Origin of the sequence: Haladaptatus caseinilyticus (genome assembly GCF_026248685.1) — an archaeon.
Taxonomy (GTDB): Archaea; Halobacteriota; Halobacteria; order Halobacteriales; family Haladaptataceae; genus Haladaptatus; species Haladaptatus caseinilyticus.
On record NZ_CP111040.1, the window covers coordinates 356,031 to 369,579 of the forward strand.

The window sequence follows — 13,549 nt, forward strand, 5'->3', positions numbered from 1 at the left end:
GACTTCATATCAATTACCCCCAATACATCGAATATTTATTTGATGGGTGTATAATAACAAAAACAGATGATTGGGAATCGGCGGGCATTCCTCTCTACTATGGGGATTATAGGAATTGGAGGGTGCGTCGGAAGTTTGAGCGGTTCCATCCCATCTGATGAAACTGATTCGGCCGACACTCGAACCACGTCCGATGGTGACGACCCTAGCAATCGTAAGCACCACAAGACGACGATTGGGTTCGCCGGAGACGCGATGGTCGGACGGGGACTCAACCATATTTACGGCGAGAAGGATGTCGAGCCAGCAACCATCTGGGGCGACTTCCAGCCCCGTCTTCAGTCCCTCGACGGCGTCTTTTGCAACCTCGAGTGTAGCTTGTCAAACCGTGGCGATCGGTTCCCCGACCGAGTGTACTACTTCCAGGGCGACCCCGAGTGGGCAGTCCCCGCACTTACCGCTGGGAATGTTCAATTCACAGCGCTGTCGAACAACCACTCGATGGATTTCGGAGCGGTAGCCCTTACTGATACGATAGACGTGCTCAGCGAGGCCGGTATCGAAAACGCAGGGACTGGTAAGACTCCGGCGGCAGCATGGGAACCAGCCACGTTTTCTGTTGGTGGTCTTGATGTCGCCGTTGTTTCGTTCTCAGATGAGTACGAATTCTACGCTGCGACCGACGACCGGCCTGGAATCGCCTGGGCTGAGACCGACCCAGAAAATCCAGAAACCCAACGCTTGGTCGGGAACGCAATCGAGCGCGCTCAATCAGGAAACCCGGATTTGCTCATTGTATCGGTCCATTGGGGGAAAAATTGGATCGAACGCCCCAGCGACCAACTTGTTTCGTTTGGCCACTGGCTCGTCGATCAGGGTGTAGACCTCGTTCACGGCCACAGCGCACATGTTGTCCAGGCGGTCGAACAGTATAGTGACGGCGTTATCCTCCACGACACTGGCAACCTCGTCGACGATTTCGGAATCAAAGACGACCTGGGCAACGACAAGAGCTATCTCTTCGAAGTTACGCTCACAGACGGTGAGTTCGACAAGATACGGCTTGTTCCGTTCCACATCGATGACGGTGTCCGTCCCGCCAACAAGAGCGAGGCAGCTTGGCTCCGGAAGACGATGCGGGATCGCTCCGAACCGTTCGAGACGACGTACGAACGGGATGGAGACGGACTCGTGGTTCGGCTATGAGGTGAGTACACCGCTGCAGGAGTCTTTTCTACTGCCGCTTCCAGAACGGTTGAGTCGCCTGACTTAGTACGGGGATGTAGTGAGGAAACGCCTGTTCGGAACACTTTGTGGATTGGTCTTCCTGATGAATTTTGGACGGACCATCTTTGCACCCCTATTCGAACCATTAATGGTTGCCTTCGGGACCGACCGCGCGACTATCGGCGTGTTGATCTCGCTGGTGTGGCTCGGAACAGCGATTCCACGTATTCCGATGGGATACGTTCTCACCCGAATCCCTCGACACCAAGCCGTGTTGGCGACGGGCGTCGTACTTGCCGGTGCATCGGGACTCATCGCGCTCGCGAATTCGTTTCCAACGCTCCAAATCGGAACGTTTCTGCTCGGTATCGCTAGCGGCGCCTATTTCGTTGCTGCTGTTCCGCTGATTGCGGAGTTGTACCCCGATTCGGTCGGACGTACCGTCGGCATTCACGGTGCGGCCGCGCAACTCGCCGCGGTTCTCGCGCCGACCATCGTAGTCGGCATTCTACTGGTCGCCTCGTGGCGTACCGTCTTCCTCGTTCTTGGGGTGTCTGCCATCATGTTCAGCATCGTGATGGCAAGAGTCGTTCGAGGATCTCGTATCGCGGACGAGGCCGTCCCCGACCGCGCGTTTCTCCCTGCCGTCCGTTCACACTGGCGAATCATCGCGACCGGACTGCTGATGGTCGGCGTTGCCGGATTCATGTGGCAAGGGCTGTTCAATTTCTATGTGGTCTATCTACAATCGTCGAAGGGGCTATCGACGACGACGGCAAACCTGCTTCTTACAGTCGTGTTCGCGGCCGGATTACCTGCATTTTGGTACGGCGGACGCCTTGCCGATCGTCTGCCAGTTGTCCCGTATATCTTGGCGATACTGACGGGGTTCGTCGGGTCGGTCGTTGCGCTTACCTATGCAGGCAATCTGGCTACGGTCTTTCTTCTCTCCATCTCCATCGGATACTTCATTCATAGCCTCTTCCCTGCACTGGATACCTACTTCCTCAATTCGCTCCCCGACGAGAACCGCGGCGTCGTTTATGCGGCGTTCACCGGTCTTTCACTGCTTGTCGAAGCAAACGGCACCGCCGCCGTCGGGCTACTCACCGATGCCGGATATGCATTCAACGCCGTCTTTCTCGCACTCGCATCGCTCGTCGGCTGTGTTATTCTCGTCCTCGCAGGACTCTATGTGACGGATCGACTTCCTGGTAACTAAAGCGGAACGGTAGACACTCGATTCACACTGTAATCTATAGCTCTCTAGCAACACGCTCGCCTTCGTGGATCGCTTCTTTGATCGTTCGTGCGGCGACCGCATCGCCGACGACGTGAACCTCCGGGACGACTCCAGAGAGTTCGTTCTCAAGTACGTCTTCAGATCGATGGAATCCAGCAAGAACGATACTCTCGAGATCCGGGATTTCAGCTGGCTTCCCGCGTTTCTTTAGCATCACGGTTGGCCAGTTAACACGGTCAACAGTCGTAAACGTATGTATCTCGACCGGAGTATCCATACTGAAAAGGTCGCGATGCAGCTTTGCCTTCGTCGGGCCAGTCAGGTCACCACCTGGGTCTCCACCGGGCTGTGCAAAGTGTACCGTCCGCCCTTCTTCAGCGAGGAATTTCGCAGTCCCGATACCTTTCCAGTGGTGTTCGCCATCGTCGATGACCAGCACGTGGTTGCCGGGGTCTACATACGAAGGCCCGTTCTCGGACCGAAGTGCTTCGGAAAGCACCTGCGTGCTCGTCAGCACCCGTGCATCCTCCCAGCCGGGGATGTCTTCCTCACGAATTCCGATCCCATGATACCCTCGTGGAAACGTCGGCTGCGAGGACCCAGTCGCAACTATCACCGCGTCCGGCGATTCACGTTCGACGTACTCCGCCGTTACCTCGACACCCGTTCGGACGGTCACATCCTCTCGGTCGAGTGCTTCGCGAAGCCAAAGCACGGGTTTCTCGAACTCTGCCTTGTTCGGAATTTCCTTGGCGAATCGCACTTGTCCACCGAGCGTCCCGTCCCGTTCACAGAGAGTAACTCGGTGTCCGATACGAGCCGCTACTTCGGCGGCCTTCATTCCAGCCGGGCCGCCACCAACAACGAGTACGTCCTTCGATTCGGTAGTTTTCGTGAGGCTTCCGACGCCGAGGTCGGCTTCGAATCCGGTCGCCGGGTTCAGCACACATCGGCAGGACGCACCCTCGTAGATGCGCTGAATACAGCCTTGGTTGCATCCCATGCACTCGATAAGTTCGTCGAGTCTCCCCTCCTGAGCTTTTCGAGCGACGTATGGGTCAGCGATGTGCCCCCGCGTCATAGAAACGATATCTGCAGCACCTTCCTGGAGGATCCGATCCGCGTGACGTGGGTCGGTGATCCGTCCCGTCGTGGCAACGGTCATCGTCGGGTTTTCCTCGTGAACGACAGTCCGGATGCGCTTGGCGAGTGGTGCAAGCAGGGCATGATCGCGCTGCATGTCGGGAACGATGTAATCCTGTTTCTGGTACGTTCCTGCCTTTACGACGAGATAATCGACTTGTTCCGTCGCTGCGAGCCGACGTGCCACCTCTTCGTAGCCCTCGATACCCATACCGTGTGGCGCGTCGTCGGTCGCGTTTACCTGAAGACCGACGACGAAGTCCTCACCGACCTCGTCGCGTACTGCATCGAGCGTCTCGTAGACAATACGCAGTCGATTTTCCACGGAACCACCGTACTCGTCCGTTCGTTCGTTCGAGTACGGAGAGAGGAATTGTGAGAGCAGGTATCCCCCATACCCCGAGTGAATCTCGACACCGTCGAATCCCCCTCGTTGGATTACGTTAGCGGTCGTCGCGTAGCTTTCGACCAGTTCACCGATTTCCGCCTGGTCCATTTGACGTGGCATCTCGCGGTTCACCGGGCCAGGAATATCCGAGGATGATAACACGGGCTGCTCGCTGAGGAGGCTCGTCATCTGCCGGCCATAGTGGAGGTTCTGGCAGATTATCCGTGCACCAGTTTCGTGGACGGCATCAGTTAGGCGCCGGAGTTGGGGAACGATGTCATCGTCCCAGCCACGAATCGCACTGCTGGACATCGAACTCGGATGATTCGCGAGATACGCCATGACGATGAGTCCGATACCGCCCTCACCGCGTTCGACGTAGTAATCGATGAGGGAGTCCGTGATTTCGGATCCTCGGGCATAGTTCGTCGTGTGCCCGGTCATCATCAGGCGATTGCGTAGCTCTACGGTGCCGATGCTCGTCGGTTCGAACAACCGTTCGTACCGGTAGTTGTTCGGGTCGTCGTCACGGAGTATTGCGGCGTCTGTTGGGTCGTTTGTCATTGAAATCGTCTGTTTGATTGATCACTGGTCTATCCGTTCTTCTCCACCATCCGCGGCAACGCTCGATGGGAGGCTGCCACCTTTGAGCCGTCCAGTATCGAGGACGGCCTTCACCTCGGGCTTCAGCTGCTCGTACGTGGCTGTCGATGTGACCAACGAGACGAGGATGAACACCGCGATACCGGCGAGTTGGGCGACTTGACCGCCGAGAAATCCCAACGGGATGGCCCAACCGAAGTACTGACCTCCATAGGCGAGTACCAACGTCAGAAAGAGACCAACGCAGCCTCCCCAAAGGATTCCCTCGGTGGTCGCTCCCTTCCAGTTGTATGCGAGGGCGACACCGGGAAAGATGACTGTCGCGAAGATGGCCCATCCAGCAGCACCGAGAACGAAGATGAGGCCGGGGAATGTTGCAGCGATTACACCGGCGATGACGAGAATCGCTGCAGTTGCGATCCGCCCATAGAGCACCTCTTGACCGTCGGTCATCCGGGTATTTCTGTACTCTTTCATGAAATCGTGTGTGACGGACGACGCTCCGACGTTGAGAAACGCGTTGCTCGTCGACATGATCGCCGCAACGATGGCCGTGAGCACGAATGCCGTCACGACATTCGGGGCGAAGTTGATCAGTGCGAGTGGAAGCACCAGATCCGGATTGTCGAAGTTCTGGATATCACCACGTGCGACGGCAGCACGGACATACGGACCGGCCCACCAGAACAGCGTCGTCATGAGGTACGCTGCGCCCGAAATGAGTGCGCCCCACTTCAATAGCGAAACGCGGCGAATCATGTAGAACTTCGTGATCGCTTGGGGCTGGCCAGCATGGGTGAGGTTGATGATGAGAATGGAGAGCAAAAGACCGATCGGAGCCAGGCCGTTCCCACCGAGGGTCGTGAACTCGAAGTATTGGGGGAAATCACCCTGAACAGTGCTAATCATCGCTCCGATACCACCGGGGTTGGAAGTGACGATGAAAAAGAACGTCAACACTCCGGATAGCGCCATGATCACTCCCTGAATTGCGTCGGACCAGATTGCTGCCAAGACACCGCCGATGACCGTGTAAATGCCAACGACAAGGAGGCCGATGATGAGACCTGTTATGAAATCGACGGGGAAGATGATGGACATGATAATTCCCAGCGCAGCGTACTGTGCCGCGAGATATCCCATCGACCCGAGGAAGACGGCAGCGATCCCGAGTAATCGAACGCGTTCGTCCTCAAACCGGTGATACATCGCATCGGGGACGGTGATAGCATCGACCGTCGTTCCGAGCACGCGCATTTTCCGCCCCACGAGCCAGTACGAGAGGACGAACGAGAAAATGATGACTGTCGTCGCCCACATCATAAACTCGGTGCCGAGAGCATACACTGTACCGGAAAGCCCGACGATTCCCCAACCACTCTGAGTCGATGCAAAGATGGAAAGGGCAATGACGAAGATGCCAGCACTGCGTCCTGCGACGTAGTAATCCTCTTCGTTGTTCATGTGCTTACTCGCTACAAAGCCAATACCGAGCATGAGAAGAGAAAAGAGGACGAAAAAGACCATTGCAGTGGATGATTGGTACTCGACACCAAGGCTTTCACCCCACGACTGAAGCACGATCCATCTCATATGTTAGTCCTCCGAGGGAGTAGTGTCGCGTTCGCGCTGGCGTTGCTGCAGGCTTTTTGCTTCGATACCAGTCACGTCTTCGATGTTCCTTCCGAGCGTTACTGCACCGACTAAAAAGAGACAGACTCCGAGAACGAAAAATTCGAGAACGGGTGACGGGAATCCCATGAGCCAAAGTGTCGGTATCACGGTATCGTCCTCCTTCCATTCATCAGTCGGTCACTCCCGACTTGCCATCGTAGTGATTTGGTATGTGGTCCCATATCACTACAATGATCATCATGGTTTGTCTTAAAGTTTAGTTGCACCTCAACAGATCCCAGTAGTATACGCGTGAAACCGGGTTTGTCAGCATATGATGTCGTACTATCGAAGACTGCGGCGTGCTGAGCCTTTCACCTCCGTCCGAGCTACTCACTCCTTTCGCTTCAACCACGACGAGTTAAACCGTGATACCGCACCCATGACCCTTGTTCGGAGTGAATCCTCGTCTTCGTCGGAGGGTCGCACCACTGATTCGTGGCGCGTCGAGTTCACGGACTTCTCACCGAAATTAGGTCGGAGGAACGATATCACGGACGCCACGCCGAACGTGAACCCTAACATCGCCGCGATAAACGCTGACACCAGCAGGGACTCACTAGTTTGCCATATGTCGAGTTGGATGAATGTTACGAATGCCCCCGAAATCAACAGAACAACTCCGACGCCCTTCAACATAAAATCAAGGTTCGAATTATAGGAAGAGACGTAGAGTGCATAGATCAGGCCTGCACCTGCAACGAATTCGATGGCGAACATCATAAGAAGGAGTATGACGGGTTCAAGCATCGGTATTACCGACGTGACTGACCCCTGCAGCATATTCCAGGTGCCATCCACGATCAGTACCACGACCCGTAGTTCCGTAGCGATCGCCACATCGAGAAACCGGAACAGAGCATCGATGATCGCCGATTCGATGTCGAGAACGTGATTGGATAACGCCCGAAAGAGTTGGTTTTCGGTGAACTCCGCGAGAAACGTGAACAGGAGAACAGGGGCGAGCATGATGGTCGTGGCGGCGGCGAAACCGGTGAGCACTTTCGTCCGATATCGTTGTACCAGCTTGTAGACGATCCAAGCCGTAAACAACAACGGCAGGAGCGTTACTGGATGATCGACGACGATTTGGAGGGTTGCATTCGACATATCTCTCGGACGGTTCGTATCGGTGGTTGCAATCGAAGAGGGATAGTGTTTTTTCACGATTCGGGTACGATTCTACATCGAGATTAGCCGTTTGGAGCCGCACCAGTGACCTCGTACAGGGCCTCGGCTGAGCATCCTTGTCCATATGGGTGGGTACTCGGAACGAGCATGGTGGCACCACAGGTGACGGCCGCCGCCGCGCTCGTCAAGAGCGCGAACCCGGCTGCTGGCCCAAATGGGATTCGTACGATACTCGAACGGACCGCTCGCGACGTCGGGGACAAAGCGTACTACGGCTCCGGCTATTTGGACACGAACAACGCTGTCAGATACTGAACAGGGGCAGTATTCTACCTCACTGGACGAGATACGGGCTATCGAGTGGCGGTCCAGTCAGCTCTTCTAGGGTTATTGGTCCGCTTAGGACGCGTCCAACGCGCAGTAGATAGTACTGCGAATCGAAGGCGGGTCGTTGGTTTCCGGTCCACGACATGACCACCCGGCCGGTGAGCGTGAACCCCTGTTGTAGTTGGACGTTCGATATTCGTAACGCCCGACGTGCGTTCGAGACGGACAGGCTCTGCGTGATGGATTGTCCGTTGAGCGTCAACTGGTCGATCGTCAGGGTTCCATTCTGTGCACCGACCGCGTAGATAAGGAGGTCGGTAAGGGAGATGGACACGGTCGGCGAGTGAGTGAGATTGACGTTCCCCGGCTCGACGGTGTAATTGGTTCGATTCGGACCGGGGTCATACGAGAACGTGAACGAATAGGCCTGCCCGTTCACCCAATCACTGTTCGAACGGGAGGCTGGTATCGTCGCGGTATCACCAATCCAGTGTTCCCTCGTTCCGGAACCGATTGGTCCACCGGCCCCTTGTCTTCCAATCCGTCCTTGTGCCCCGAACTGCTCGTTCATCACGATCGTCAAATATTGCGTGTCGGACAGCGATGTGACTTCGAACTCGGTAGCTTGCCCGACACCTGCCTGCAGCGCCACCGTTGTCGGATCGACATCCCGCCAACCCCTCGCACCCGTCTCAGAACCGAGTGCAAGGTTCATCGTAAATACCAAGCGGTCACCCAGCGCGGCCGAAGAACCGCTTGGATAGCGATATTGAACGACGAGATCGAGGGAATCGCTTCCACCGATCGACGACGGAAGCGATATTGTCTTCGTTCCCTGACCGACGGCGGTGAGATACGGTGTATACGCGGTCGTGCTTCCATAAAAATAGCCAATGACGGTGCCGTTGTTCTCGAGGAAGACGCGTATTTGGAGTTCGTCGTCTAGTTCGCCCCCATCCGCGGTACTCGTGTTCGTTTCCCCGGTCCCGGTTTGTCCCTCCTCGCTCGTTTGTGTAGCGAGTGAGAGGCTCAACGAGCGCCCCTCCGTGCTTCCGGCGTTCGTCAGCGTGATCCGCCGTTCGTCAGCACCGCCGGGGGCGAGAACGAAATCGCCCGTCGTAGGGATGCGATACTGGTCCGTATTGAGAAGCTTCATGTCCAACGACCCGGCTTCGACCACTCCCTGTTCGGGCTCGGAATCACGAAACGCGGCCCACGAACCGATGGACCATTGGCTGCTAACGCCGACCGTCGAGAGTGCAGCTAACATATGGCGTCGTGAAACGTCCCTCATCTCTTCGCTTCTTTGCATCTATTTTGACCCTTTATACATATACTTAGTTTATAATCAGTGAAATTATATTGAATATTGGAAGAACGTCGATGAACGGGGAGAAATCACGGTCATGGCGGCTATTCATGAGGCTGACCGGAAAGAAAGCAACGAAACGGGGATAGGCACCGAGATACTGCAGAAAGGGGCCATTACTAATGAGCTGTCCGAATAAATTAACTGACCAAGTCGGTTTGGTGATCCGTTCCGAAAACCGATGGACCGGTTCTTGACCAAAGTGAAGGAGGGACCATCCGCCGAGGAGGCGGTCTTCATCTCGCTAATGTGTTCATCGGGGGCGATTTTGACCGATCCGATAGCAGTTTATTATTTCATGATATAAATATATAATATTATTCAGAGTAAGTTTTAATAACATAGTGGTGGAAATGTATATTGGAATGAATTTGAATCTGAGTGGCCGACAAATGAAGGTGATACTCGCTGCGACGATCGTCGTCGGAGGTGTCATCGCGGGAATCGGAACATGGGCATTCTGGCAGGACACGGATACAAGCACGGACAACACCGTCGAAGCAGGGACGATGGATCTCGCGATAAACGGTAGCGCGAACGGAACGACGGACGATTTCAACCTCGTCAATGCACAACCGAGCGACACGGTTGCACAGAGCTACAGCCTTCAAAATATTGGAACGACCGAAGCCGAGGAGCTAACGGTTTCGTTCGCGGTCGCCGAGAACGACCTTCGCTCCGAACCGGCCGACTCGGGACTTGCCAACGAGCTGAATGCAAACGAAACGGCGAGTCTGATTCGCGTCCAATCACTCACCTACACGAACCCTGACGGAACGTCGGTCGATCTGGTCGCCGCTGCGTCGGACACAAACGGAAACGGCTACGTGGACCTCGAGGACATCCAGGCCGGTTCGAACCCGATCGAAGGATTACAACCACCTGCCGCAAATGCGAGCGACACTGCGACCCTCTCGATGACCCTAGAGGTCGCAAACGATGACGCTGCGTACTTTACCCGGAACGGAAACACGGCGGGGAACCTCACCGGCCTCGATGAGGACATCATGGCCGACGGCGTCGATATCGCCGTCACGTTCACCCTCAACCAAGACGCCAGCCAGTAATCCCGCTTCGACCTCCCAAATTTTTATTTTACTAGTTCAACAATAGAAATATATATGACAGCCCACGTTCGTCACCGTTTGCCCTGGCTACTGTTCGGACTACTCCTGCTGCCGATAGTCGTTCAGATCGTCTTCGTTGTCCTCCCCGGTATGGGGAGCTTCGCCATTCTGAGCGGCAGTATGCAACCTACCATCCAACAGGGAGACATCGTGTATACGTACGACAGCGGTCGGTACACGGAAGGGGACATCGTTACGTTTGCGCAGGGCAACGAGTTGATAACCCACCGAATCGTCGAGAAAACGCCTACGGGGTATCGAACGAAGGGTGACGCACGGATGAATCGAGATTCGTTCGTTGTCGAACGGCATCAGATCCGTGGTGAACTACTGGTGTCGGTTCCCCTCTATGGATATCTCATTCACCCTTCATTCGAACGAAGTTGGGCGCTCTATTCGATTTTCGTCGGCGTCCTCATCGTCGGAATCGCCGGGCAACGACTACTCGCCATCGACTGATTCGCCGCTCGCCCGAAACATCTCCTGTGATAGTGCTATGCGGTCGAACGGTCCCCAAATCGGTGCAATCTATACCTCCAGATGACGTGGGGAGTTACCCACGGACCGTGCACACTACCGATGGTCCGGATGAATGAGTCGTCGTATCGAACCACGTGACCGCGGCGAGGAGGTGATTCACGTGGGAGGTATTAATAAGTCGATATGGGGAGAGCGACTACTCAACACATGACCTTCACGCCCATTCGAACTACTCGGATGGGAAGTTCCTTTCTCCGATGGTTCGGGCGGCCGAACGAACCGGGTTGGACGGTATCGGTTTCACCGACCACTGTAACGTATCGTCGCGTGCTCATGCGAAGGACACACGTGCTATCCTCGGATTCAATCTCGACCGGCCGTACGAGCGGCAGCGACGTGCTAACCGGTAGCCGACGACAACGGTTCATTTTCGCGATTCCGACCCACGACGGACCATCAGTATGGCGCTGTCCGAATACACCCAAAAACCGTCCACAATGACGCTCACAAGGGGTGTATACCGCGCGAACCCCTCATCCTACGGAGCGAAGACTCGAGGACGGCCACGTGTCTGAGTCGTCAGCTACCGAGCGGTCAAACCAGCGTTTCGGTCCCGCTTATTGGCCGTGATTTCCGTCTTCTTCACCGGTCTATGCGGTAACTTGGTCGGCGAGACTGTCGATATCCTCCAGATCGTCCGGTACCAAGACCAACCGAAGTCGAGGACGACCAACATCGATCGGTACCTTCTCGGTCTCAATCAAACCACGATCCTCGAGCCGCGTCTTCGTTCGAGAGAACGTGGCTTTGCTCGCGACACCGGTATCCTCACCCCATTTGCTGATATCATAGAGGAGCACTTCGTTGTTCGCCCCAACCAATAAGGAGATCGCGACCTCGTCGAGTTCGTCGTCCTCTCCCGGAATCCTGTCGACCGATTCGAAAACCATCATGAAGTCCTCCTCGACCTCGTTCCCGAGTTCCTCGCGGAGCGTCTCCTGTACCCGTGTGAGTGGTGGCGTTCGCAAGTTGAACTCCTCACCGCTCTCCCAGTCGTCGTCGAACGTCGATCGAACGTTTTCGACCAAGTCGTCGTCTGTCGAGCGAAGGCCCGTCAGTTTGTCGTCCAGTGTTATGACCGAGATGATCTGATCGTCACTGATGAGGAGGGAGCTTCGTGCGATATCGGTAGTCGTCCGAAGTTCCAGTCGCCCCCGGTCTACCAGATCCGAAATCCGACTTGCGAGGATGAAATCATCGACGGACGATTTTAGCACATCGGGGGTCGCGAGTACGCGAAGGGTGGGTAGTTCGTTATCGAACGCCGCCGCGGACGTCATTACCGTCCGAAAGACGTCCGGTGCTGGATTCACGAAGAGCACCGAGTCCGCGTCTTCGAAAAGTGAATTGATCGTATCGCCGAATTCTTCGTCGAGAGCATTCGTTTCTGCCGACATACAATCGTAGACGGGAAACCATTTCTTTGTTCTACTTGCATTACTAATCGGTGTGTGGGCCCGAAAATAACGGATTGAACCCCTTAACTTGGAACTCGTCTACTGAGAAGGTAACTGTATTGATGCCTTTCGGTATTGAATTTGTGCGGTTATTTCTACGACCAGAATTGAGTGGTTACCGGGCCGATCGTGCCAATACCATCCTTCCCTTTGGTGATGGACGAAACGTATCCCGACCCAAATGTGGAATTCAGGACGGACATAACGGTAGTCGGAGAAGGAGTAGCAGTCGCATACCGCTATAATGCCGGACGTACGTGTCGAATATACACCGGATAGGGCGGATGAGTACGCAACCGGGATGACGTGGGTGTCGTCTGCTGGAATTTCCCTTTTTCCTCCGGAAATTCCACGGTAGAATAGGAATTCTTGTTTCTCTCCGTCTGCGAAATTCTGTCAAATTGTTGTATTCTTACTGCCACTTTAAATGAATCACTTGCATCTGAAACCAACGTCCGTAACTCGGTACCGACTGAGATTTCAATCAGATGTCCGACGATACTGCTTCACTCGAAAATGAATACGAGACGAAGTGCCCGATGTGTAAGCAACCGGTCCATGCCCGACACAACATCTGTCCACACTGTGAGCATCTCCTCGAATAGCGGGGTGAAACGAATCAGAGCCGACCGATATGAGTCACTTCACGCCACAAGCCGAAAAATCACACAGTAGGGCTCTCCGCCCGAATCGTAGACACCGCATTCTCCTTCCTCGCTCGTTTCGCTCAGTGTTTGTCGAGAGAGTTCAACGTTCATATGAATTCAGGTCCTCGACGACTGCTGATTAGAAGATATTTGCTGGTTGCAACTCGCCATTATACATCTCCACAAGGAGCGTAGAGGTACCGTTCCACACTTGTGGTCGTATCCAGTTGACAATGGTAACCTTTCCTCGAAGATTGGTTCTCCATCACGATCCACGACTGTGATACTATCAGCGCAAAATCGAATGACGGGCACCTGCTGATCGTACGCTCGAAGAAGTTGACTGTGATACCGTCGTAGAGCTGGTTTTTCACTTCGATAGTTCGCCTTCGAGCTCCTCGTCGGATTTTTTCGTCATTGCTTCGACCTGCCGGAGTAATTCATCGTTCGTCATCGTGGATCACACTTGCCTGTTCGTCATGAGATTCCAGCAACCCCATTAGACAGTCGTATCGTCGAATGGATGAGCAAGAGTCTACTCCGTCGGATAGAAGGTGGTTTAAACTAGTCCGGATGTTTTCCCCGTTTCCTCTGAGGGGAGTCATCGGTCGCAGACGCAGGTGAGCGAAGAACGCCACGACGTACATCGATGGCTATACTTTTCGGTGTCTCC

At 54.9% G+C, this 13,549-nt stretch carries 12 protein-coding genes and 1 pseudogene; 7 read left to right on the forward strand and 6 right to left on the reverse strand.

Features of this window, described 5'->3' with window-relative positions; genetic code table 11:
* Positions 1-135: 135 nt before the first annotated feature.
* Together OOF89_RS18840 and OOF89_RS18845 are read left to right on the forward strand one after the other, a co-directional pair.
* Positions 136-1,206, forward strand: coding sequence for a CapA family protein (locus OOF89_RS18840; RefSeq protein WP_266080950.1), 1,071 nt, complete (start codon positions 136-138; stop codon positions 1,204-1,206).
* 79 nt (positions 1,207-1,285) lie between these two features.
* A complete protein-coding gene (locus OOF89_RS18845; RefSeq protein WP_266080963.1) occupies positions 1,286-2,449 on the forward strand; it encodes an MFS transporter in 1,164 nt (387 codons plus the stop codon).
* Between the two features lie 34 nt (positions 2,450-2,483).
* Here OOF89_RS18845 and OOF89_RS18850 read toward each other — a convergent pair whose 3' ends face one another.
* The 4 genes from OOF89_RS18850 to OOF89_RS18865 all read right to left on the reverse strand — a co-directional run bounded on the left by OOF89_RS18850 (position 2,484) and on the right by OOF89_RS18865 (position 7,388).
* Positions 2,484-4,565: an oxidoreductase gene (locus tag OOF89_RS18850; protein ID WP_266080965.1), complete on the reverse strand. Its 2,082-nt coding sequence runs from the start codon at positions 4,563-4,565 to the stop codon at positions 2,484-2,486.
* 21 nt (positions 4,566-4,586) lie between these two features.
* Positions 4,587-6,197 carry a sodium:solute symporter family transporter gene (locus OOF89_RS18855; RefSeq protein WP_266080967.1) on the reverse strand — a complete coding sequence of 537 codons (1,611 nt, stop codon included), beginning with the start codon at positions 6,195-6,197 and terminating at the stop codon, positions 4,587-4,589.
* Between the two features lie 3 nt (positions 6,198-6,200).
* Positions 6,201-6,386: a hypothetical protein gene (locus OOF89_RS18860; RefSeq protein WP_266080969.1), complete on the reverse strand. Its 186-nt coding sequence runs from the start codon at positions 6,384-6,386 to the stop codon at positions 6,201-6,203.
* Between the two features lie 225 nt (positions 6,387-6,611).
* Positions 6,612-7,388 (reverse strand): hypothetical protein, encoded by a 777-nt coding sequence (locus tag OOF89_RS18865; RefSeq protein WP_266080971.1) that lies wholly within the window; start codon positions 7,386-7,388, stop codon positions 6,612-6,614.
* A gap of 105 nt (positions 7,389-7,493) precedes the next feature.
* Between OOF89_RS18865 and OOF89_RS18870 the strand changes: the two genes are divergently transcribed.
* On the forward strand, positions 7,494-7,724 hold the full coding sequence (locus OOF89_RS18870) for a S8 family serine peptidase (RefSeq protein ID WP_266080973.1): 231 nt from the start codon (positions 7,494-7,496) through the stop codon (positions 7,722-7,724).
* 19 nt (positions 7,725-7,743) lie between these two features.
* Here OOF89_RS18870 and OOF89_RS18875 read toward each other — a convergent pair whose 3' ends face one another.
* Positions 7,744-9,030, reverse strand: coding sequence for a choice-of-anchor W domain-containing protein (locus tag OOF89_RS18875; RefSeq protein WP_266080975.1), 1,287 nt, complete (start codon positions 9,028-9,030; stop codon positions 7,744-7,746).
* Positions 9,031-9,497: 467 nt separating this feature from the next.
* On the opposite strand from OOF89_RS18875, the gene OOF89_RS18880 reads away from it, so the two are divergent.
* The 3 genes and pseudogenes from OOF89_RS18880 to OOF89_RS18890 all read left to right on the forward strand — a co-directional run.
* On the forward strand, positions 9,498-10,172 hold the full coding sequence (locus OOF89_RS18880; RefSeq protein WP_266080977.1) for a TasA family protein: 675 nt from the start codon (positions 9,498-9,500) through the stop codon (positions 10,170-10,172).
* A 54-nt stretch (positions 10,173-10,226) separates the two neighbouring features.
* Positions 10,227-10,691, forward strand: coding sequence for a signal peptidase I (locus OOF89_RS18885; protein ID WP_266080979.1), 465 nt, complete (start codon positions 10,227-10,229; stop codon positions 10,689-10,691).
* Positions 10,692-10,969: 278 nt separating this feature from the next.
* Positions 10,970-11,113 (forward strand): annotated as a pseudogene (locus OOF89_RS18890) (histidinol-phosphatase); the annotation flags it as partial.
* A 249-nt stretch (positions 11,114-11,362) separates the two neighbouring features.
* Here OOF89_RS18890 and tbsP read toward each other — a convergent pair.
* Positions 11,363-12,169, reverse strand: a complete 807-nt coding sequence (gene tbsP / locus OOF89_RS18895; protein WP_266080980.1) for a transcriptional regulator TbsP — start codon at positions 12,167-12,169, stop codon at positions 11,363-11,365.
* Between the two features lie 548 nt (positions 12,170-12,717).
* Between tbsP and OOF89_RS24650 the strand changes: the two genes are divergently transcribed.
* On the forward strand, positions 12,718-12,834 hold the full coding sequence (locus OOF89_RS24650; RefSeq protein WP_407661642.1) for a zinc ribbon domain-containing protein: 117 nt from the start codon (positions 12,718-12,720) through the stop codon (positions 12,832-12,834).
* The last annotated feature ends 715 nt before the right edge of the window (positions 12,835-13,549 follow it).